Source organism: Pelagicoccus enzymogenes (genome assembly GCF_014803405.1).
GTDB lineage: Bacteria > Verrucomicrobiota > Verrucomicrobiia > Opitutales > Opitutaceae > Pelagicoccus > Pelagicoccus enzymogenes.
The window spans coordinates 87,771-111,055 of record NZ_JACYFG010000013.1 but is presented as its reverse complement, the minus strand read 5'-3'; the positions used below and the strand labels follow the sequence as shown (position 1 = coordinate 111,055).

Genomic DNA, 23,285 nt, shown 5'->3' with positions numbered 1-23,285 from the left:
AAAGGCGCGAAGCGCAAGTCGCTCCGCGCCCGGGAAATGGGTTCGCTGCGATGGCCCTAGCGGCTGGCGCGCTTACGCAGGGTTGCGTTGAGGATGCGCTTGCGGAGGCGGAGGTGGTTGGGAGTGGCTTCCACGAACTCGTCGTTGGCGATGTACTCGATGGAACGCTCGAGGGAGAAGGAGATCGGCGGGCTGAGCTGGATGCCCTTTCCGTCGCCCGAGGAGCGGAAGTTGGTGAGTTGCTTGGCGGTGGTCGGGTTGACCGGGATTTCGCCTTGGCGCGGGTTTTCGCCCACGATCATGCCTTCGTAGACTTCCACGCCGGCGCCGACGAAGAGCTTGCCGCGGTCTTCGAGGGCGGAGAGGGAGTAGGCGGTGGTCTTGCCATTGGCCATGGAGACGAGGGTGCCGCTCTTGCGGGTGACGATTTCGCCGACCATGGGACGGTACTCGAGGAAGAGGTGGGACATGATGCCGTGGCCGCTGGTGGCGTTCACGAGGTCGATCTCGAAGCCGATGATGCCGCGGGTGGGGATTTCCATCTCGAGGAAAACGATTCCGTTGCGGGTTTCCATGTTGGTCATGATGCCCTTGCGGTTGTTGAGGTTTTCCATGATGCCGCCCATGCATTCTTCTGGCAGTTCGATCCAGAGGGTTTCGAACGGCTCGCAGGTCTTGCCGTCGATCTGCTGGGTGATGACGCTTGGGCGGGAGACGAGGACTTCGAATCCTTCGCGGCGCATGGTCTCGACGAGGACGGCGATCTGCATGGCTCCGCGGGCGGAGACGTTGAAGATGCCGGAGGTCTCGCCGTCTTCGACTTGGATGGAGACGTTGGTCTTCATCTCGCGCATGAGGCGCTCGCGGATTTGGCGGGAGGTGACGAGCTTGCCGTCGCGTCCGGCGAGGGGGCCGTCGTTGACCGCGAACTGCATCATGATGGTTGGCGGGTCGATTTCGACGAAGGGGAGCGGCTCCTGGCTTTCGGTCTTGCAGAGAGTTTCGCCGATGTCGACTTCCTCGAAGCCGGCGACGCCGACGATGGTGCCAGCGTGGCCTTCTACGGATTCGGAGGAGCCCATGCCACTGTATTCGAAGACCTTGGTGACCTTGATGCGCTCGCGTTTGCCGTCTTCCTTGACGCGGAGGATGGTGTCGCCCTTGGCGACCTTGCCGCTAAGGACCTTGCCGATTGCGACGCGGCCGACGTAGTCGTCCCAGTCGATGTTGGAGATGAGCATCTTGAACTCGCCTTCGGTGTCGGCTTCCGGAGCGGGGATGTGCTCGAGGATGGTTTCGAAGAGCGGGGTCATGTCGACGCGCTCGTCTTCGATGTTGCGGACGGCGAATCCGTTCTTGGCGGAGCCGTAGATGAAGGGGGCGTTGAATTGGTCTTCGTCGGCGTCGAGGGCGAGGAAGAGCTCGAGGACGAGGTCGTGCACGCGCTCGGGGTCGGCGTGTTCGCGGTCCAGCTTGTTGATGACGACGATGGGCTTGAGGCCGTGGGAGAGGGCCTTGCGCAGCACGAAGCGAGTCTGGGCCTGGGGGCCGTCCTTGGCGTCTACGAGCAGGAGAACGCCGTCGACCATCTTCATGACCCGTTCCACCTCGCCACCGAAATCGGCGTGGCCGGGGGTGTCGACGATGTTGATGGTCTTACCCCTCCAGTGTACGGAGGTGTTCTTGGCCTTGATGGTAATGCCCTTTTCGCGCTCGAGGTCCATGGAGTCCATGGCGCGTTCTGCGACGGCCTGGTTTTCGCGGTAGACTCCGCCCTCCTGCATGAGCCGGTCGACGAGAGTGGTTTTCCCGTGGTCGACGTGGGCGATGATGGCGATATTGCGAATGTCTTCGTTGCGTTTCATGGTGCTCCTCGGTGCAAAAAGTGGGGACTTGTGACGAGGGAACCGTCCTTTGGCAAGGCTGGATGTATTTTGTCACGCTATAATAATGTAAGGAATCGGATCCGCACCCTGCCCAACCACGGGGAAGAGGGGATTCCCTTTTCGCTTCCTCGCAGGGCAATTTCGCTTGTGCGTCGGCGCGAATCAGTGTCTTTTCGAGACTCGATGGCACCCGTTACCCGTCCTGAAGAGAGCCCCGAGGTCGTCGATTCGAAGGTTCGCATCCAGAGGTCCGAAAGGTCGAGCCGATGGTTCGCTCTTGTCGTCTGGCTGATGCTCGCTAGCGGAGCCGGCGGCTGCTACTGGTACTATTCGAAGGTCTATGTACCGGGAAAAAGGGCCCAGGCTCACCTAGAGGAGACGCAAGATCAGGCGCGCCAGTTGCGGTCCGCCATCGGAAAACTTGGCGAATGGTCAACGCAAGAAAGCTTCGACAGCGTTCGGGGGGAGTTGTTGAAGTTCGACGCGAGGAACGATGCGGAGCCGGTGGTGCGCCGGCAGCTGTGGGACCAGTTTAGCGAAACCTACGAGCCGAGAGCCCGACGGATGCGCGAATTCGAGGCGTTTTTGGCAGAGCTGAATTCCTTTTCTCTAGACACGGACGAAGCGGGCTTGATTGCGATGCAAGAGCGAATGCGACTGGCCTCGGGGCGCTTCGAGAAGCCGCTCATGCAGCAACTCGAAGCAGCGTGGGAGCCGAGGCGCGATGCGATTGCGGAGAAGCTCGGATTGTACGGCGAGGGCGGTACGGGAGCGATTGAGGTGCGTTCCATTCCTTCGGGGGCCCGATTGCTCCTCAATGGCCGGGAGGTGGGCGTGACCCCCTTGCAAGTTGCCGGCATCAGGGCAGGAAACCTTAAGCTTGGCCTAAGACACCCCAAGTACCACGACTACGACTATCCGATTCAAGTTAAGGAGTACGGTATCCTATTGTTGAACGACCTCGAGATGAAACCGCGTCAAGGCGGGGTTGAAATCACGGTAGTGGGGGCTACGACGACCGATCGCATAGAGGTGGAATTGATTTGCACGCCGGACAATGGGGAGACCTTCGATTACGTTAAGTCCTTCGAGGGCGTTTACGTGTCGGTACCCCAGCTGATTATAGGTTCCTACGACGTGTCTATCTACGTGAACGGCAGGCAGCGACAAGGAACGAAGCTCGAGGTCCTGGAGGGGAACGTCTCCAAGTGGACCGCTCGGCTGTGAATGTCCGCTGGAGACAGTCAAATAGGAGATTCTAGCCTCTACTGCGCAGAGTTGCAGCTTGCTGCAGTCCGCAATACAAAGCCGTTTCACTGCGCGCCGCGGTCTGGACCAAGGTCCAATCCTACAAAAACTCGAGTTATTGGACCGTTTTTCAAAGGAAAGCTTGTGCCGTAGTCGCAGCGCTCGGGGATCCGCGTCCCTTTCGATTGAGCTCCAAACCTCGCGGCCAAATTGAGTTCCTGAATTGGGTAAAATTATCTTAGGGAATAAAATAAAAGAAAAATATTATTGCAGAGAAAAAGATTGTTCGTTCTATTTCGAGGCATGGCAAGTGACCCCGAATCCGCACAGGAGGCTGTGCCCGCCTTCAATTTTTCGATCCTGCGGGACATTCGTAAGCGCGCTGACCTGACTTTAAGCGCCCTTTCGGAGCGTAGCGGCGTATCGGTTGCGGTGATCTCCAAACTGGAGCGCAACCAGACGCAGGCTGAGGTCGGAACGCTCCACAAGATAGGCAAGGTGTTTGGAATGAGGGCCACGGATTTGCTCTCCTTGGCGGAGGCGCCGATCTCGAACAAGAAGAGTTCGGTAAGCTACAAATCAGGCGCCTTCGATTTCGAGGCGATTCGTTACGGCAACGCAGATTGCATTTACGGTACGGCCAAGGCTGGGGCCCGCGTGTCCAAGCCAGAGATACATCACGACGACCATGAGATTTGCTGGGTGTTGAAAGGTTTGGTTCGCCTTGATTTACCGAAAGAGAGCCACGAGCTGGAAGCGGGCCAAAGCATACAGTTCGATGCGATCCAAGAGCACAGCTACGAGGCCTTGGAGGATTGCCAGGTGGTGATCGTGCACATTCGCAAGGACAAGCGTTATTAAGCATTTAGAACAAAGATATTATGAGCTTCGAAAAACTCTGTCTCCATACCATAACTACAAAGCCTTGGGACCTGCAGACCGCGGTTCAGAAGTATGCCGCAGCAGGAATAGGTGGCGTATCAATATGGCGTGATTCGGCTCAAGCTTACTCAGGTGGCTTGAAGGCTGCGGGTGATATGACTCGTTCTGAGGGGCTGGAAATCGTCTCCTACGTGCGAGGAGGATTCTTCACAGGTCTCGATGCTGCAAGCCGTCAGGTCGCTATCGACGAGAATAAGAAGCTGATCGACGAAGCGGCTGAACTGGGCGCCCCTTTAATCGTCTTGGTATGCGGCGCTACGCCTGGTCAATCGCTGTTCACCTCTCGCGAACAGATCGCGGACGGTCTTGCTGCGGTGATGCCCCATGCGGAAGCAGCCGGCGTGAAGCTTGGTATCGAGCCGCTGCATCCCATGTATGCAGACAGTCGCAGCGCGGTTTCCACGATGGCTCAGTCGAATGCGATCTGCGATATCGTACAGCACAAGAACTTAGGGATCACGGTAGACGTGTTCCACGTATGGTGGGACGACGCGCTGCAGGCTCAGATAAAACTAACCGGCGAAAAGGGACGTCTCTTCTCCTTCCACATTTGCGATTGGAAGAACAATCCCGAGGACATGCTCAATGACCGCGGCCTGATGGGCGAGGGGGTTATAGACATCCCTCAGATTCGCAGCTGGGTACGGGAAGCAGGCTTCGACGGATACGACGAAGTAGAGATCTTTTCCAATCGTTACTGGGCGATGGACCAGGACGAGTACCTTGAGAAAATCAAACAAGCTTTTTTAGACACAAAGTAACCCCCTCCTCGATTTATTTAGAGCAGGTACAAATCAGTTATAGATCATGAAAGTACATAAGATTGGCATCATCATGAACGGCGTCACGGGCCGCATGGGCAAGAATCAGCATCTCCTGCGTTCTATCGTGGAGATCATCAAGCAAGGAGGCGTACACGTCAGCCCAACTGAGTTTATCATGCCGGACCCGATTCTCGTGGGTCGCAACGAGGTGAAGCTCAAGGAGCTTTGCGAGCTTACAGGTATCGAGAAGTACACTACAGACCTCGATAGTGTAATGTCAGATCCCGCCTATCCTATATATTTTGACGCCCAGACTACGTTGCGTCGTGCGGACGCGGTTAAGGCAGCAGCCACCGCCGGCAAGCATGTGTACTGCGAGAAGCCCACTGCAATCGATACCGAAACAGCCCTAGACCTCTTCAAATTCTGTGAAGAAAAGGGCGTCAAGAACGGTGTCGTACAAGACAAGCTCTGGCTTCCCGGCCTCGTCAAGCTGCAGCGCGCGATCCAAAACGGCTACCTAGGTCGCATCGTTTCCGTGACTGGAGATTTTGGATACTGGGTGTTTGAGGGCGACACCGTGCCTGCCCAGCGACCATCTTGGAACTACCGCAAGGAAGATGGAGGTGGCATGATCATCGACATGCTCTGCCACTGGCGTTACGTGCTCGATAATATTTTTGGTCCCGTCAAGTCGGTGCAGTGCCGCGGCGCGACGCACATCAAGGAGCGCGTGGACGAGCAAGGTAAGACCTACAAGTGCACTGCAGACGATGCTGCCTATGCGATGTTTGAAATCGATGGCCCCGACGGAGAAATTATTGTCAACTTCAACTCATCGTGGGTGACGCGTGTTCGCCGCGACGACTTGCTTACCTTGCACGTAGACGGAGAAAAGGGATCTGCGGTCGCCGGTCTGCGCGATTGCTACATCCAGCACTATAGCAACACGCCGAAGCCCGTCTGGAATCCGGACATCGATCAGCCGATCAACTTCTACGACGACTGGTCCAAAGTACCCGACCAAGAAGTTTACGACAACGCCTTCAAGGTGCAGTGGGAAATGTTCCTCAAGCACGTGGTGCTCGACGAGCCGTTCCGCTGGACGCTTCTCGAAGGCGCCAAGGGCGTGCAGCTTGCGGAGCTCGGTATCAAGAGCTGGGAAGAGCGCAAGTGGGTCGATCTCGTAGACCTCGCCTAGCAATTTGCGATAATGAAGAGTCACGATAGGCGCGGGGAGCAGGTAGCGAGCCGCGCCTATCTAGCGTTAAGTTCAAGAATTTTTAGAATATGAAGAAGACAGCTTTAGTAACAGGTGGGTCTCGAGGGATTGGATACGGTATCGCTTTGGCTTTGGCCAAGGAAGGTTGGGATCTAGTCATCAATGGTATGCGGCCGGAGGAAGGGGTGAGCGAGCCGTTGGAATCTCTGCGGGCGGAAGGTGTTTCAGTTGCTTATGCGCGCGGGGATATCGGAAGTGTAGAGGGACGCGAAGCGATCCTGGAGGTTGCTCGCAAAGCGGCTGGGGGAGCACTAAACCTTCTAGTCAACAATGCTGGCGTCGCCCCGAAACAGCGTCTCGACATTTTGGAGACAACTGAGGAGAGTTACGATTTCGTGGTAGATACGAACCTCAAGGGAGCTTTCTTTCTAACGCAAGCGGTTGCCAACGATATGGTCGCGGCCAAGAAGGAAGACGAAACGTTTTCGGGAGCGATCGTTAACGTGTCCTCGATTTCGGCGACAGTTATTTCGGTAAACCGCGGCGAATACTGTATCGCCAAGGCGGGATTGAGCATGGTGACGTCGCTCTTCGCTGCTCGCCTGGGCGAGTTTGGAATCCCGGTCTACGAAGTGCGTCCAGGGGTGACTAAGACGGACATGACTTCCGGCGTTACGGAAAAGTACGACAAGCTGATTGAGGACGGTCTCTGCGTGACCAAGCGTTGGGGATTCCCAGACGATATTGGTAAAGCAGTCTCGAGCCTTGCCCGCGGGGACTTTCCGTATTCGACAGGTCAGGTCATCATGATCGACGGCGGACTCACCCTGCCGCGTTTGTAGTTTTTGTTTATTGGGTAGCTTGAAGGCTCGGTTGCCCTAGCTCTTAGCTAGGGTTGCCGGGCCTTTTTCGCTTGGCGCGTCCGCTGAGAGGAAACGAAAGCCTCGCGGCCTTCGCCGCTCGATGTGGGCACTGCGAAAGACCCGATGTTTGGTTAGCTTTCTTCGGACAGGTCGAGTTCGTCCAGCTCCTCGGCGGTCCAAGGTTCGCTGCGTTCGTTATGCTTCTCGAGATAGGAGCGCGCCTCGCCAGCGCCGAATGGGCTGGCGTTGTTCCCCCAGGAGCCTCGCAGGTAATTCAGGAGGTCATTGAGCTTTTCGCCAGTTAGCGCTGGATGCTGGGCGTGGGGTGGCATCGTTGAGTTCCACAACTCGCCGTTGACTTCGATTGGACCTGTCAGCCCTTGTCCCACCACCAACGCGAGCCTCTCCTTGGATCCGGTTACCCACTCGGATCCGACTAGAGTGGGAGCGAGAGATGGGGTACCTTCTCCGTTTTGGTTATGGCAGATCGCGCAGAGATTGGCGTAGGAAGCCTTGCCACGCTCCATGCCGGCGAGATCGGCATCGCTGTATTGGAATTCGACCACGGCGTCTGGATCAATCTTGTCCAACCACGTAAAGGCTTGGAAGAGCGGAGTGCCAGGAGCTGGTAACGGTGATGGAGCTTTCGCTAGTTTCAGTGGCCGGACGTTCTTGCCGCCGAGAGGAATTTCGAAGCCGTCGACAATCGCAGATCTTAGCGAACTGCTTGTCGATTCCGAGAGGGCGATTTCAATATAACGAGCAGCGGAATCTGAGTCCTTGGCTCGGAAAATTGCTTCAGATAGGGCGGATACGATTGGCGAAAGTTTTGCAGGATCCGAATGGGCGGTCGCGCTTTCCAGGAATTGGACTTCCTGTCTGTGCAAAGCGGATACGATCGCGTCGATAAAATAGGGATCCGCTAGGGTGCCGGCATCGAGGGAAGTGATGGCGTTTAGTCGATAAGATTCGACGTTGATGGCGGATAACAAGCTGACGGCCTGCAGCTTTACGCGTCTCGACGGGTGTCTGAGGGATTGTTCGTAAATGCTCCAGAGTGGGTGGTTGTTCTTTTTTGCCGCATTGAGAAGGGGGTTCGAAATGCGCAGGACGTTTGTCTGGATCCACCCGCTTCCTTTTTGGTAGGCGAAGGCAAGGGTATCCAGATCGATTGCTCCAAGCCCCTCCAGAGTCCAAAGCGCATGGATACGGCCTAACTCGCTGCCGATCGCAGTTGACTTAACGAGACTTTGCAGGAGCTCGGGCGCTTGGGATTGGCTGTCGACGATCAAGCGTTGAGCCGTGTCGCGGACCCAGCCGTTTTGATGAGCCAGGTAGGGGACAAGCTCGGTGGGAGGCAGGTTAGCCAGCTCAGGCCCCTCGCGGCTTTTGTCGTCGCTCTCGTGGACAATACGATAGATACGACCGAGGCCAACGGGTTGATCTAGGCCTCGTTCGATGATTTGTTTTCGCAGGAATGTCGTGAGGTAAGTCTTGTGCTGCAAGATGCCACGATACATGTCGACTACATAAACGAAGCCATCAGGGCCAACCGCGGTCGCTACGGGGCGGAAGCGTTCGTCGGTCGAGGAAAGGAACTCGATGTCGCCCCATTTGGGATGTGAATGCAGCGCTTTTTCCGCCTTAACTTCTAGCCCGTCGACGTGTAGTTCGAAACGGGATACGACGTTACCGGAGGGTTCTGGAATGAAGGCGCCGCCTTGAACGTGATCAGGGTAGCGGTGGCCCCTTGCTATGGTGGGGGCGCTGACAGCTGTCACGGTGTTTAGGCGAAAATCTGGATTGAGCACGCCTTCGCGATAGCCACGGTTGACTCCCGGCGTTACGCGAGCGGGGTGGACGGTCCGATCCGGCACTACGGGGAAGGACATGCCAGCGCGAGCTTCGCGACCGGGGTGCTGGCTCACGTTTTCCGATGGCACCATGTCGCCGTAAAGATAGAAGCTGTTTGTATTGTAGTAAAGGCGGCCGTAGTCGTCCTGGGTAATGCCCCATTGGCCGCGAAATTTTGTCGCCTGCTCTTGGATACGTCCACCTTCGAACTTGAGCCGTCGGCTTGACTTGGCGTTGTAGAGCCAGTTGTCCAAGCCGCGCAGTAGTCCGTTCTCCGCGTGTTCTACGTTGCCCTCAGCAGCGTAGCGAGCTACGACGCTTTTGCTGTCAGCAATCAAGTCGCCGTCGGTATCTTGGCAAAAGTAGAGATTCGGAGGATCTGCGATCAGGGCTCCGCCTTTGACGATCGAGATGGCCCGTGGCATTACGAGCCGGTCCAAGTAGACGGTGGAGCGATCCATTTTTCCGTCTCCGTCCTCGTCCTCCAGTATCACCACGCGGCTCACAGGCTCATGCTCGCCGGTGCCGTCTACGTCTGGCATGTAGGCCCACATTTCCGCAGCCCAGAGGCGCCCGTGTTCATCCCAAGCAATGGCTACCGGGTCGTTCACGAGGGGTTCCGCGGCAACGAGTTCGAGACGATAGCCAGGTTCGATATAGAAGCTCTGCATCGCCTCCTCGGGTGTGAGGATGGGAGCAGGCGGGACATCTATCTCCTTCCAGACTTCCTCTTGGACTTGTCCGGCACGGTCTCTTTGGTCGCCAGCTTGAGCGTTTAGATGCGTGCTTCCTGCAGCGAGCAGGACTAGGCTGACGAGAGCGGCTGGGATTTTCTTTGGGGGCGTTGGCATAGGTTTAAGCGTTCTTGGTTCGGTGAGAAGATGAGGACTGAGCGGCTGACTCAAGCGCTTTGTCGCCAATCGCGAGGTGACAGTCCGGTTTCTTTCTTGAACCAGTTCGAGAGGTGGAAGGGAGAAGCGAAGCCGAACTTGTCTGCAATTTCGGATACGCTGCTAGAGCTGTCTCGCAGAAGCCGCTTGACGCGTTGCAGGCGCAACTGGCTGTGGTAGCGCTTGGGGCTGATACCTGTATACTTGCGGAACATGCGACGGAAATAGGTGTAGCCGGTATTTAGTTCGGCTGCCAATTCCTCGGGGCAGAGGGGGGCTCCAGAGCGTTGCCGCATCAGGAAGCAGGCGCGCCTGATAGTTTTCCTCATGGGATGGTTTTCTTCCTCTTTGCGTTCAGGCAAGTGGGTCGAAAGTGCCAGTATTTGCATGATCGCGGTTGCCGCAATGGAGCGGAAGCCGAAGGCTTCGCTTTTTACTTCGTCCTGAATCAACTGAAATTGGGCAAGAAGCATTTCGCTATTTCCGGTAGCGTATACGGGGCGCTCGGGCGAAAGGCTGCCGCTTTCTTGCAATCGTTGGGCAAACTCGCCGCGGAATCCGACCCAGCTCTCTTGCCACCCTGTTTCTGGGGTCGGACGGTATCTGTGCCAAACGCCCGGGAAAACAATAAACAGAAATGGCGCTGAGAGCGTCGTGGGCGGCATGAGCTCCGATTCAAAGGTGCCGCTTCCGTTGGTAATGAGAATCAGCTGGAAAACTTCCAAGGTGCGCCCATGGTTCCAGTCGAAGTAGTGGTCGCTCGGATGGTGCTCAGGTGGGTAGGCGCTCTTGGGGGCAATGGTGGCGGAGCCGGCCCCGGTGATGTCCAAACCCCAGGCGTGAGGCTCTTCAGGCTGGGGCAGGTAAATCGCAAAGTCTGATTTCATTTGTGTCAGAACTTGTATGTAAAGAATCAGCCTGTCTATGGAAAAAGCCTCGGCTAGATGCTATGCTCGATGCTTTTAACCCTACCCACGTAACCAAAATTCGTTATGACTCCTGAAAACGCTATCCGATCACTCGATCAACTAAAGATCGAACTTCCCTCTTGGGGGTTCGCCGACACCGGAACTCGGTTCGGGAAATTCTTCCAAACGGGATCGGCCATCAATACGGCCGACAAGTTCGCCGATGCGGGGATCGTAAACAAGTTCACTGGTTGCTGCCCGACCGTTGCGGTACACGTGCTCTGGGATTTTGTAGCGGGCGAGGACCCGAAGGCGACCGCCGAGATCGCTGCCAAGAACGGAGTCAAGATCGGATCGATCAATCCAAACCTCTTTCAAGACCAAGCGTACAAGCTAGGAAGCTTTGGCAATCCCGACGCGGAGGTGCGCGAGCAAGCGGTGCGTCACGGAATCGAGTGCTCGAAGATCGGCGAGGCGGTTGGCAGCAACTTGATCAGCTACTGGTTCGCCGACGGAACCAACTATCCGGGGCAGGACAGCATTCGCGCTCGCAAGCGTCGCTTCGAAAACTGCCTGAAGTCTTGCTACGACGAGCTCGCAGAGGATCAGGTAATGCTGATCGAGTACAAGCCTTTCGAGCCGGCGTTCTACCAGACTGACGTCGCCGACTGGGGCATGTCCTATGCGCTTTGCAAGAAGCTTGGCGCCCAGGCTAAGGTGTTGGTCGACACCGGACACCATTACACTTCCCAGAATATCGAACAGATTGTGGCATGGCTCCTGGATGAGGAAATGTTGGGCGGTTTCCACTTTAATGACCGCCGCTATGCCGACGACGACTTGACGCTCGGCTCGATCGATCCTTACCAGATTTTCCGTATCTTCAACGAGATCCACGCCTATGCGGCAGAGACGGGATCGTATCCGGAGATCGCTTACATGATCGACCAGTCCCACAACCTAAAGCCGAAGATAGAAGCCATGATCCAAACGGTTACCACGGCGCAGGAACTCTGGGCCAAGGCAGCTTTGGTCGATCGCGAGGCCTTGGGCGTTGCTCAGAGAAGTGGCAACATCGTCGATGCCGAGACGATCTTGAAGTCAGCTTACAACTCCGATGTTAGCCCGCTGCTAGCCAAGTGGCGCGAGGAAAAGGGCTTGGATGCGGACCCGATGGAGGCGTATCGCAAGAGCGGTTACTTGCAGCAGATCGAAGCAGATCGCACGCGTCGCCGTAAAGAGCTGGGAATCACCCAAGACAGCTCCTACGCTTAATCGCATTTCATTTTGTGCCTATGAAATTCGATGTGAGCAGTAGAAAAGTTTACATCGCAGTAGATCTTGGCGCGACCAGTGGTCGCGTCATTGCTGCGGTTTGGGAAGACGGAAAGCTCGAGCTGGTGGAAAAGCACCGGTTCGAGACTCCCTCTGTGCGGCTGAGAGGACGCTGGCATTGGGATTTCCTTTCTCTGTATTCAGAAATATTGTACGGAATCAAAACCGCTGTCGAATTCTATGGCGCGGACGTCGTTTCGGTAGGGGTCGACACATGGGGCGTAGACTACGGGCTGCTCGACGAGTCGGGCGAACTCCTAGCAAATCCGGTTTGCTATCGTGACGAACGCACAGGACCGATGGTGAAGCAGGTTTGCGAAAAGCTAGGCAAGGATCTAATCTATGCGGAAACCGGAATCCAGTTCATGTTTTTCAATACGATCTTCCAAATCGCTGCGGAAGTTTCGCAATCGCGCACGGCATTTAAGACGGCGACACGGCTGCTGTTTTTGCCTGATTTGATCAATTTCTGGCTGTCGGGAGTCCAGTCCACGGAGCGGACTGCCGCCAGCACCAGCCAGATGCTGAATCCGCACACCAAGACGTGGTCTGAGCCAATCCTCGCCGAACTCGGGGTGTCCTCTGAGTTCCTCGGCGATGTGGTCGATCCTGGAGCCAAGCTCGGGCTTGTGACCCAGGAAGTTGCGGAAGCTATCGGAACATCCGACTTGTCGGTTGTAACGGTCGCGGGGCATGATACGGGAAGCGCTTTCATGGCTTTGCCGGAGGTGCAGCCGAACTACGGTATTCTCAGTTCGGGCACGTGGTCGATCCTAGGATTCGAGTTGGACGCCCCCAACACCAGCCCTGAAGCCGCAGCCGCTGGCTTCTCTAACGAAGTGGGCTACGGAGGAACGATCCGTTTTCTCAAGAACATTTGCGGGCTTTGGCTCTTGGAGGAATGTCGCCGCTCCTGGATTGCGCAAGGCGAGGAGGCCACCTATCCGACGATAATGGAAGAGGCGGCGAAGTGCGAACCGATGCGTTCCTTGATTGACCCTGACTATTCCGCATTTGCGACGGCAGGTGGAATGCCGGAGAAAATCCAAGCCTTCTGCAAGGAAAAGGGCGAACCCGTTCCCGAAACCAACGGTCAGATCGCTCGCTGCATTTTCGACAGTCTGGCTTTGAAGTACGATTTCGTTTTCCAGATTCTGGAAAAGATAACGGGGCGCCAGCTCGAAGGCTTGTTTATTCTCGGCGGAGGAAGTCGTAACGACCTCGTGAACCAACTTGCGGCTGATGCGCTTGGACTTCCGGTCGTAGTGGGCGCTTCCGAAGCAACGGCGGTTGGCAACGTGATGGCGCAAATGATCGCAGATGGTGAGGCTGAGGATCTGGCAGGAGCCCGAAACTTGGTCGCTCCCTCCTTTTCTCCACGGCGATTTGAACCGCGTCCCGGTGTGGTAACTACGGAAATCAAGCAACGCTTTTCAGCGCTTGTTTCGTAGTGCTCTACAGGGATTTGGAGATGGTTCTGCAGCGCTGCTCGTGTGCTCGCTTGGCTCCAGTGACGTCGGCAAGCCGGCTCGCTCGGAGAGCGAGCCCTACCTGTAACCGCGATGGGACAGATACACTGTCGTTTCGGTAGGGACGGTTCTCCGAGCCGTCCAAGGGACCGGTTCCACCCGGTCCGCGATACAAGGGGTACTCGCAACTCAAAAGAGTATTTAACGAAAAGGCCCGTCCGCATTTGCGGACGGGCCGTTTGAGTTTTAAGAAAGAACTTGAAGCTTACTCTCCTGACTTGGCTTGCACGCGGTAGCGGAAGTACGCCTGAGTGGTGGTGGCTTCGAAATTTGGATACAAGACTGAAACAGATTTCGAACCATCTTGGTTGTCGGTGACGGTGACTTCCAGAGAGGCGTCGTTGATGTCGATCTGAGTCCAGGCTTCGAGGTCTGCGCTGGTGAGAATGAGCCAGTCGTAAGCGGCAAGGTCGTCGGCGCTTTGTTCAAAAGTGAGGAAGAGCTTGAGGCTGCCGTCACTCTGGTGCTCTACGCTGAAGCTTGCGGATCGTAGCACCGGAATGGACATGGCGGCTTCCACGGTGATGACGATGGTGGAGATAGGACCGTCGCCGATCGCATTGGAGGCATAGACGTCCACTTCAAAAGTACCAGATTCGGTGGGGGTGCCGGTGATTCTTCGGGTGGAGCTTTGGTAGCTCAAGCCGTCTGGAAGGGAAGCTGTGGATACGGTAAACGTCGGCGGCGAGTTAGAGTCATTCGAGTTGGAGGCAGAGAGCTGATACTCGGTGATGGCTTCACCCTCAGTCGCCGCGATGCTCAGCGAGCTAGTGATTTGCGGAACGTCCCCGATCACGATGGTCAGCTGGAAGACGGCGCTGGTTCCGTGCTCGTTGGTGGCGGTGAGGTCGACGGTGTAGACGTTCTCGATCGTTGGAGTGCCGCTGATGAATCCCGTCGTGGTGTTGATCGAAACGCCCAAGGGGAGTCCGCTTGCTGCGTAACTGGTTGGGCTTTCGCTAGCGTTTACCTGATAAGATAGTTGAGCATTGGCATCCCCGGAGAGGTTTGCGGAACCGGATATCACGGGAACGGCGCCAGCAGGATCGATGGTAATCGTCAAGGTGGTTTCGGCGCCGGTGCCTGAAGCGTTGTTGCCGCTCAATTGGACATCAAAGGTACCCGCCTCGGTGGGGGTGCCGGAGATGGCTTCGCCGGAGAAGCTAACGCCGTCGGGCAGGTCGCCTACAACGTTGAAGCTTTGGGGAGAATTGCTCGCAGTGACGACGTAGTTGAAGGCGACTCCCACTGTGCCGCTTGCGGTGGCGGCGCTGGTGATTTCTGGCGTACCACTGGCAGCATCGATGGTTATGGAAACGTAGATATCGTTTGTTGAGAGATCGGGACGCCTCAGGGTGAGAGTTACGTTGTCGTATTGGCCATCGGTTGCGGGAACGCCGCTGATTTCGGCAGTGCTCGCATTGATGCTAAGCCCTTCCGGCAGACCGGTCGCAGCCCAAGTCGAACCCTCCTCGGGAGCAGGATTGATGGTGAAGGTGTAGGAGTAGGCGACTCCTACCTCGCCAATCTCTGGGATTTGAAATCGTTCATCTTGAGCCGTGGCGATGTTCATGCCCGCCAAGGTTACGGCAGTGAAAGCGCAGAGGGCACGTAGGGTGGCGAACGGCTTGAGTAGTGGGATGTTCATCTGTGGGGATCCTTCTTTTGTGTGGGTCAAAGAGGGGGCTGAGCAGCCGCCTTAGTTATCGTTGGAGCTGCTGGAGACGATGGTGAAGGCCGTCTTCGGGCTGATTTTAAGTACGAGGGTGGCTTTCGCTCCCTCGCCGTTGCCGTTGCTTCCGACCACAACGATGTCGAATGTTCCAGACGCGGTAGGCGTGCCGGAGATAACACCGGTGCTGGGGTTTAGGCTCAATCCGGCGGGGAGGCCGCTGACCTTAAAGGAGGTCGGATTGTTGGATGCTTCGATCTGGTACTCGAAGGGGCTTCCAACTTTGCCTTCAGCACTGCGCTCGCTGGTCATCTTTGGTGTATCCGCTGCTGGGTACACGGTGATTTCAAGCGGGCTTGGTTCCGAGTAGCCGGCTTCGTTGACCGCGAAGAGCGATGCGTAGAAGACGCCAGGTTTGGTCGGAGTGCCGGAGAGAGAACCTGTTTCCGTGTCGGCGACCAACCAAGCGATGGCGTGGTCAGCGTCGTAGGAGGTAGGAGCGTTTGTGGCGACAATCTGGTAGTTGAAGCTCTTGCCGACCTGAGCTCCGACGCGGAATACGCTGGTAACCACAGGGGCGGTTGGCGCTGGCTTAATCTTGATGTTGAGGAAGCGAGGCGCGCCTTCGCCGGTCTCATTGCTGGCGACCAAGGTGGCGATGTAGCTGCCTGCTTCTTCGGGGATGCCGGATACGATGCCAGTTGCGGTGTTCACGCCCAAGCCGCTGGGGAGTCCGACCGCGTCGAATTCGGCGCTTGGCGGCAATGGACGTTCCTCAGGCATGTTTGTCGCGTTGATGGTGTAGCTCAATTCCTCGCCTACGGTCCCGCTAATATTGAGCGAGGAGGTGATGACTGGAGCTTCCAGGGCCGGCTCGATCTTGATGGTGAACGGCTGCGGAGCGCTGGTGCCCGCTTCGTTGCTCACGGAGAGAAGCACGCTGGTGATAATCGGTTCCACAGGTGTGCCAGAAATGAGTCCCGTGGTCGGGTCGAAATCAAGACCGCGTGGAAGATTTCCTTCTACTTGGTAGCTGTCGATCTCTTCGGCGGAGGCGAGGATTTGGTACTCGAAGTCTTCGCCGACCTTACCGATCGCGTGGGTTTTGCTGGTGACGCGCGGCGCCTCGGCGCCTGGAACGATGAAGAAGAGGATGGTGGCGGGTTCGCCCTTGCCCGCATCGTTGGAGGCGACAAGGGTGACCTTGAATTCTCCCGCTTCTTCCGGAGTGCCGGAAATCAGGCCGGTGTTGCTGGCGATGGAGAGGCCTTCCGGCAAGTCTGGGCTGCTGTAAGCCGTGGGCTCATTGATGGCGAAAACTTGGTATTCGAAGGCGACGCCAACCTTGCCGAGCGCGTGTCCACCGGAGAGGATGACAGGTGCTTCGGCGGCAGGCAGGATCTCCAAGAGCACTGCGCGTGGCAAGCTTTGGCCGGCTGCGTTGGACGCAGTGACAACGATGACGAGCGGCTCGGTGGTGGGCGACTTAGGCGTACCAGTGATGAAGCCTGTGCTCTCGTTCAAGCTGAGTCCGTCAGGAAGATTTTCCGCGGCATAGCTGGTAGGAGTGGCGGTGGCCTTGATTTTGTAGAGGAAAGGCTCGTTGACGGTTGCGAAGGCCGTGCCGCTGGAGGTAATGACTGGCATTTCCTGGGACGGACGTATTGCGAAGATGAATACAAGGCCGTTTCCGGACCCACTGGCATTGGAAGCGGAGAGAATCACTTCATAGAAACCGGCCTTGCTTGGAGTGCCTGTGATGGATCCGCTTGCTTCGTCGAGGGAGAGACCTTCTGGGAGATCGCCCGAGACAGCGTAGCCGCTTGGCTGGTTGTTGGCTTCGATTTGATATTGGAAGGCCTTGCCGACTTCCCCCTTGGCCCATGGAGCGCTAATCACGATTGGCGCTTCCAATCCTGGGATGATGTCGAGGATGAGCAGCTTAGGCTGACCCCAACCGGATGCGTTGCGAGCGCTGACGACGATGTCGTAGAAGCCCGCTGATTCCGGAGTGCCTGAGATTTCGCCGCTTTGGCTATCGAGCTCGAGACCAGCAGGCAGATTTGCGGCGGCGAATTCGACTGGGCTATTGGAAGCGGTCAACTGGAAGCTGAGGGCGGTGCCCGAAGTGCCTTTCGCGAAGGAGCTGCTGGAGATAACGGGAGCGTCGAGAGCGGCTACGATCTTGAAGTAGACGGTGGCGATAGTAGATCCGCCTTCGCCGGATATGAGAACGTCCACAAATCCGTTCATGATCTCGCTTGGGATGCCGCTAATGGCTCCTGTTTCGGGATCGATGGCGAGGCCCGCTGGCAGAGGGTTCGGCGAATTTTCGTCGATTTCGAAGCTGTTTGCGTTACCAGAAAAGGCAGGCTGGAAGAGGAAGTCTTTTCCGACCTTTCCGCCGACTGAGCTCGTTCCGACGTAGACGGGGGCGAGGGCGGCGCGTTTGATGTAGATTGCGATTTGCAGTCCGCCGCGGCCCCATTGATTTGTCGCTTCAAGATTTACGTTGAAGTATCCAAATTGTGAGGGCGTTCCGGAAATGAGACCGTTGGTCGAATCGATGCTCAGTCCCGCTGGCAGGCCACCAGGGTGGAAAAAGTCAGGTTCTTCCGTTGCATTAACTTGAAGGGAGAAGCTTTCGCCTACTTGTCCTTCCGTGTAATACGGAGCGGATACAACGGGAAGGCGCGGCTTCTCTTCCAGAGTGAGATAGAGGGTCTTGGCATTGCCTACGCCTGCGGCGTTTTCGGCGCTGATCGCCACTTGGAAGTCGCCGAATTCGCTAGAAGTTCCTCGAATTGTTCCGCTGAAAGGATCGAGACTGAGTCCGGTAGGGAGTCCTTCTGCGTAGAATTTGTAAGGTCCATCCGTCGCGTGAATTTGGTAGTGGAATGGCGAATCTTGATAGCCAATCCAGAAGTCTGGACTGATGATTTCAGGCGTACGCATGCCTTCGGCGATACCGATGTTGATGGCGAGCGATGGGAGTTCTCCATCGTCGACGCTTACCCATACGAAGGTGTAGCCAGGCTGTGTAGGTATTCCGCTGATACGGCCTGTCTTTTCGTCAATAGAGAAGCCTTCTGGAAGTTGTGCCTCAAAACCTGCAGGATCTGCGGTCACAACGAACTTGGAGCCGCGAATGAAGCTGGGGAGAGGGAAGTCTACCTTCTGGTTCACGGTGCCGTTTATGTGTAACGGGATTTCGTTTGGTCCCTCGCCATCGTTGAGTCCGAGCACGTCGATGTTGAGCAAGCCGTAGCCGGTTCCCGTGTCATTGGTTGCGGATACGAGTAGAGTGAAGAAGCCACCGAACTCGAACTTACCCTCTAGAAGCATGCTTTCTTGGTCGAAACTGAGGACGCCGGGAACGTCGAAGAAGTCGACTTCGACATCGGTCGGCTCGTTGGTCGCCTTGATTTCAAACTTGAAGTGCTCTCCTGGAATCGTGGTGAAGAACGGTTCGCTTGTGATAACAGGCGAGCCTTCGACGCCGCTGACAATGACAGGGGCAAAGTGAGTGCGGACGCTGCCGAATTCGTCGACCTCAACCCATAGGGGGTAGATGCCAGAGGCGGTGGGCACGCCCGAGAGGATGCCCAGATCCGAGTCGAAGCTAACGCCAGGAGGAAGTTCCGAAGGTTCTCCGTCAGGGCCGTCGACGATGGCGAAGCTGACTCCGTCGCCCGAGATCGGGGCTTCGAAGTAGAGGCGCTCTCCTACCTTGCCGAGGATTGGTTCGACGTGGCCGTCGTCTGGCTCATGGTAGCCAGGATCGGTCGGGAAGTTCGGATCGTCGGGAAGATTGTCCCGTGTGTAGATTTCAAATACAATTTGTTCGCGGCGGGTGAAACCGAACTCGGTGATTTCGAGAAAGAGATTGCTCACTCCTTCTTGTTCTGGGGTACCGCGGATGATGGCGTAATTCTCGATGTATTCGAGGCCTGCTGGAATTTCCGAGCTGGTGCCGTCTTCGCCGTCAACAAAGGCGATCACGCTATTGTCGGGATTCGCAGGTAGTGGGAAGTCGAATGGTTCACCCACGATGCCAAACGCATGAATGGGCTCGTAGTAATTGTTGCCTGGGTTGTGACCCGTTCCGTCGTCAAAGACGTCGATCTCTACAAGGTGGACACCCATACCTGCTTCGTTGCTGGCGCTTACGAGGACGCGGTAGAAACCGGGCTCGGAGAGCACGCCGCGCAAGGCCTTGGCCTCGCTGTCGTAGCTAACACCGTCTGGGGCGCTTTGAATTTTGATGGTTGCGGGGCCGTTCGCGATCGGAAGACGGAGCTCGAATGCTTCGCCAGGAAGGCTCCGCACATAATCGGGAGCGACAAATTGTGGAGCCTCTACGCTGTCGGCCACGAAGAACCAGAGGGTGAACTGCTCTTCAAGCTCGCCGCGAGTGATGGAAATTTTGGTTTGGAAGAGACCTGCTTCAGTAGGCGTTCCGGAGATGACTGCGTTCTGGGTAGAATCGAATCCTAGGCCGGCAGGGAAGGCCTCGCCGTCGACGAGGGCAAAGACTGCTTCTGCGAATTCCGCTGGCGCTTCGAGAACGAAGGGGACTCCGAGACGAGCGAAGAAAGGCTCCGGGTCCTCCTCGTCCCCGTGGCCTGTATCGGGGGAATTGGGATCGGTGGGGTCGGGTTCTTCGTGATGCTCGTCTTCCTCTGAATCCAGGAAGTGAATACCGTAGGCGGTACCGTTTTCGTTGCTAGCTGCGATCAAGAGATCGAAGTCTTCGGAGAAATCAATCGTTCCGCTGATAATACCGGTCGATGAGTCCAACTGGAGGCCAGCAGGAAGCTCTTCTACTTCGAAGTTCGTCGCTTGGCCGCCAGCGTTGATCTGGTAGGAGAATGGTTGTCCGGGGACGTATTCGCTTTCTGAGAAAAAGGAGAGACGAGGTGCGTTGCTGCCGTCGCTAACGATGAAGTGGATGTACTTTTCCTTGATGTATCCGGGGCCTTCTACGACGACGAGGGCTTCGTAATGTCCTGATTTGGTGGGTGAACCAGTTATCGATAGGTTCTCAGCGCTATAGCTCAGGCCTACGGGCAAGGCAAAGGTGTCACCGTCGCGTTCGGCGGGAAGATCGGCCGTTTCTTCTGCGGCGAGAGGAAACTTGAATGAAAAGCGGGCTCCGACTTCTCCGAACAAGACGATTTCGTTGGGTTCATGGTCGTAGTTGTCGCCTGGATGCGTAGGTCCTCCAGGGTCGTTCGGGTCGAAGTATTGAATTTCAAAGAAGACTGGGATTTCCTCAGACTTGTCGCCTTCGGTAATGGTGAAGGAGGAGGGGAAGAAGCCGGGTTCTTGAGGGAATCCAACGAGCATGCCGTTGGCGGCGTCGAGCTGGACTCCCAATGGGAGGTAGGCTTGGGTGCCGTCTGCGTAGGTGGTCAGGCTTACGGTGGATACGCTCGGATCCAAAGGTAATGGGAAGGAAATGAATTCGCCGACCCAGCCGAAGATTTTCAGTTCATGGGGCTGTCCGCCCGCTCCGGTATCTGGATTCCAATCGCCGAAGATGTCGAAGTAGACTGGATAGATAACTACTTCGGTATCGCGCAAACCGCGGAGTCTGGTCTCGTAGAAGCCAGGGTGTATCGGAGTGCCGTATACGAGGCCGTTGTCGGCATCGAAGCTCAGGCCCTCAGGAAGCATGTCGAAGACGAGATCGCCGACCTCTCCCTCCAGTCCGAGGTAGAACTGCAGTTCCATGCCGACGTCGCCGACAATGTTAAAAGGGTGTTCGAGGTGTTCCTCTGGTGGGTTTGGATCGTTCGGATCACCAGGAAACTCTGCTTCGTTGTAGATTTCAAAGATAACTTCTTTCTCTCCGTCTGCGCCGTCTTCGGTGTAGGTGATCAAGGCCTCGAAGATACCCGCTTCGGAAGGTGTGCCGACAACGGACTCTGAAGCTGTTTCGTAGCTCAATCCGGCAGGGAAAGGGGAAAAGGTGTTGAGGGTGATGCCTTCAGGAATGTCGAGGGGGAAGAGTAGTTCGAAACCAACTACGGCTCGGATGATGAGCGGCTTGTCCTCGTCTGGATCGTTTGCAGGAGCGATATCGAAGGCGTAGCGCTTTTCGACAATTCCGTCGCTGGTCGGGATCAGGAGAATGAAGTCGTACCAGCCCGCTTCGCTTGGGGTGCCGATGAAGGACGATTCGGCAGCGACGATTTCGATGCCAGCAGGGAGCTGGAAGGAGGTGCCGTCGGGACGAACGCCGTAGTCGTAGCCAGTTGTCGAGACATTGTAGTTGAGTTGCCAGTAAAGTGGTTCTCCCACTACGCCATGGATGACCATAACGGGATCTGGCTCTCCTGGGGTTCCCGTGTCACCTGCGGGGGCTATGTCGAAGATGTAGTGGTCGATGTAGGAACCTGTGGAATCGCTGAAAACAAGTTCGAAGTCGTAGACACCCGGCTCCAGCGGCGTGCCGACAAAGGAGGATTCTGAAATGTGGATATCGATGCCGGAGGGGAGTTGGTAGGGAACGCCTGTTGGATCGATACCGATGTCGAAGGTGGATGAGGAGAGGTTCTGGTTGAGCTGCCAGTAGAGTCGTTCTCCAACCTTGCCGAAGATGCGGATTGGCTCTGCCGGAGGCTCTGGGTTGTTGGAATCGTGTGGCGGATTGGGATCGTTTGGATCGCCCGGGAAGTCCGCTTCAAGCACTATATCGAACTGTACGGGGTGGGTGATGCTCTGGCCGTTCTCGATTGCTTGGATGTTAGAGTCCAGGAAACCTGCCGTGGTGGGCGTGCCAACGATCGCGGGCTGGGTCATGTCGAGCGAAAGGCCGGGAGGGAGTGGCGAGATGCTTTGCAGCTCCACGTTTTCAGGAACCTCCAAGAAAAAGTGTAGGGGGTAACCCACTACGCCGCGTACGAATAAAGGTTCATCGTGCGGTTCGCCCTCGGTGCCGCTCGTTCCGCCCGTCGCTGTGCCGTCTCCTGCGTCGGCGCTTCCTTGGATGTCAAAGATGTAGTGTTCTGTGAAAGAACCTTCGCTATCCGTGACGACGATGCCGCATTCAAAAATGCCCGCTGCTTCCGGGTATCCGAGGAAGGAGTTTTCCTGGGAGCTGATTTGGATTCCGGGAGGAAGCTGGGAGGGGACGCCGTCGGGTCCGACCGCGAAATCATAGCTCGCCGTATTGAGATTGAAGTTGAGCTGCCAATAGAGCTGCTCTCCCACTTTTCCGATAATGCGGATGGGCTCAGTCGGAGGTTCCGGACCCTCGTCGGGATTCGGGTTGTTTACGTCGCCCGGGAATTCGGCTTCCATGTAAACTTCGAAGCGGGCTGGCATCTGCAATGCCTGCCCGCCTTCGGAGAAATTGATGCTTGTTTCGAGTACGCCCGCAGAGGTGGCGACACCAGTGAGTGTCCCTTCTGTTTCGTTGAATTGCAGCCCATCAGGCAGAGCTTGGAAGCTGACGTTGCTCACTTCGGCGGGGATCTGCAGATCAAAGTTCAGTTCGAGCCCAACGATGGCTCGGACTAGCAGCTTGTCCTCCGGCTCCGCTCCAGAAGGGTCTTGGGCAGTAGCTTTTTGCCCTAGGGCGGAGAGCAGTATCGAGGCGAGGATGGCTTTCCAGATGGAGAAGGAGGCGAAGCGAGAGGCTGATTCAGTCATACGTCTAACTTGAGATTTCGAGCGGGGAGGAGGTGCAGAAGCGGGAAGGAGATACCTTCGCGTTTGGCTCTTTTCGGACGAAAGAGCGTGTTCCTAAGAAAACAAGGAACCTGGAGGGGCACTTTACTCGATGTTTACTCAATGAGGGGTCGAATCTACGGAGGCTTGGGGAGCTTACCTCAAATATTGGAGAAGCTACGTTTGCGGCTTTTCGCGCTAAGGGGGCATAAGTGGCGTTAAAGGAAACAGCTAGGCTCCTGCAAAGCGGACCGGGTGCAACCGGTACCTCCCGTCGGCGACAAGGAAGGTGCAAGCTCTGCGTTGTCCATGCTTGATAAGGTCGACGCGACTGTCTTGCCAAGGACTGTAGACCTGCATGGACGCAAAAAAGGCCGCTTGTCGTAGCGGCCCTTTTCAGAAGTGGTGCTCAGAAGAGGATTGATTCGCTTCGCTCAGGGCTTCGCCCCAACGCTTCGCGTTGCCCATCTCCAGTCGCTTCGCTCCTTTCGTCGA

General features: G+C 56.5%; 12 protein-coding genes. 7 read left to right on the top strand and 5 right to left on the bottom strand.

What is annotated here, in order from left to right:
- Positions 1 to 56 precede the first annotated feature (56 nt).
- Positions 57 to 1,865: a translational GTPase TypA gene (gene typA, locus IEN85_RS09565; protein WP_191616867.1), complete on the bottom strand. Its 1,809-nt coding sequence runs from the start codon at positions 1,863 to 1,865 to the stop codon at positions 57 to 59.
- 204 nt (positions 1,866 to 2,069) lie between these two features.
- Between typA and IEN85_RS09560 the strand changes: the two genes are divergently transcribed.
- From IEN85_RS09560 to IEN85_RS09540, 5 genes are all read left to right on the top strand, one after another.
- A complete protein-coding gene (locus IEN85_RS09560) occupies positions 2,070 to 3,113 on the top strand; it encodes a PEGA domain-containing protein (protein WP_191616866.1) in 1,044 nt (347 codons plus the stop codon).
- Positions 3,114 to 3,437: 324 nt separating this feature from the next.
- Positions 3,438 to 3,995 carry a helix-turn-helix domain-containing protein gene (locus tag IEN85_RS09555; protein ID WP_191616865.1) on the top strand — a complete coding sequence of 186 codons (558 nt, stop codon included), beginning with the start codon at positions 3,438 to 3,440 and terminating at the stop codon, positions 3,993 to 3,995.
- Positions 3,996 to 4,015: 20 nt separating this feature from the next.
- Positions 4,016 to 4,837, top strand: a complete 822-nt coding sequence (locus IEN85_RS09550; RefSeq protein WP_191616864.1) for a sugar phosphate isomerase/epimerase family protein — start codon at positions 4,016 to 4,018, stop codon at positions 4,835 to 4,837.
- Positions 4,838 to 4,883: 46 nt separating this feature from the next.
- A complete protein-coding gene (locus IEN85_RS09545) occupies positions 4,884 to 6,041 on the top strand; it encodes a Gfo/Idh/MocA family protein (protein WP_191616863.1) in 1,158 nt (385 codons plus the stop codon).
- 89 nt (positions 6,042 to 6,130) lie between these two features.
- On the top strand, positions 6,131 to 6,904 hold the full coding sequence (locus tag IEN85_RS09540) for a 3-ketoacyl-ACP reductase (RefSeq protein ID WP_191616862.1): 774 nt from the start codon (positions 6,131 to 6,133) through the stop codon (positions 6,902 to 6,904).
- A gap of 152 nt (positions 6,905 to 7,056) precedes the next feature.
- Here the strand turns inward: IEN85_RS09540 and IEN85_RS09535 are convergent, their stop codons facing one another.
- Positions 7,057 to 9,630, bottom strand: coding sequence for a DUF7133 domain-containing protein (locus tag IEN85_RS09535; RefSeq protein WP_191616861.1), 2,574 nt, complete (start codon positions 9,628 to 9,630; stop codon positions 7,057 to 7,059).
- 50 nt (positions 9,631 to 9,680) lie between these two features.
- Positions 9,681 to 10,556: a helix-turn-helix domain-containing protein gene (locus IEN85_RS09530; RefSeq protein WP_191616860.1), complete on the bottom strand. Its 876-nt coding sequence runs from the start codon at positions 10,554 to 10,556 to the stop codon at positions 9,681 to 9,683.
- A 105-nt stretch (positions 10,557 to 10,661) separates the two neighbouring features.
- Between IEN85_RS09530 and IEN85_RS09525 the strand changes: the two genes are divergently transcribed.
- Both IEN85_RS09525 and IEN85_RS09520 read left to right on the top strand, forming a co-directional pair.
- Positions 10,662 to 11,852, top strand: a complete 1,191-nt coding sequence (locus tag IEN85_RS09525) for a sugar isomerase (RefSeq protein ID WP_191616859.1) — start codon at positions 10,662 to 10,664, stop codon at positions 11,850 to 11,852.
- Positions 11,853 to 11,884: 32 nt separating this feature from the next.
- The gene (locus IEN85_RS09520) at positions 11,885 to 13,363 is read left to right on the top strand and encodes a rhamnulokinase (RefSeq protein ID WP_191616858.1); all 1,479 of its coding nucleotides are present in this window, start codon (positions 11,885 to 11,887) and stop codon (positions 13,361 to 13,363) included.
- Between the two features lie 283 nt (positions 13,364 to 13,646).
- On the opposite strand, the gene IEN85_RS09515 is transcribed toward IEN85_RS09520, so the two are convergent.
- A complete protein-coding gene (locus tag IEN85_RS09515) occupies positions 13,647 to 15,089 on the bottom strand; it encodes a putative Ig domain-containing protein (RefSeq protein ID WP_191616857.1) in 1,443 nt (480 codons plus the stop codon).
- Between the two features lie 51 nt (positions 15,090 to 15,140).
- Positions 15,141 to 22,772 (bottom strand): Ig domain-containing protein, encoded by a 7,632-nt coding sequence (locus IEN85_RS09510; RefSeq protein ID WP_191616856.1) that lies wholly within the window; start codon positions 22,770 to 22,772, stop codon positions 15,141 to 15,143.
- Between the last annotated feature and the right edge of the window lie 513 nt (positions 22,773 to 23,285).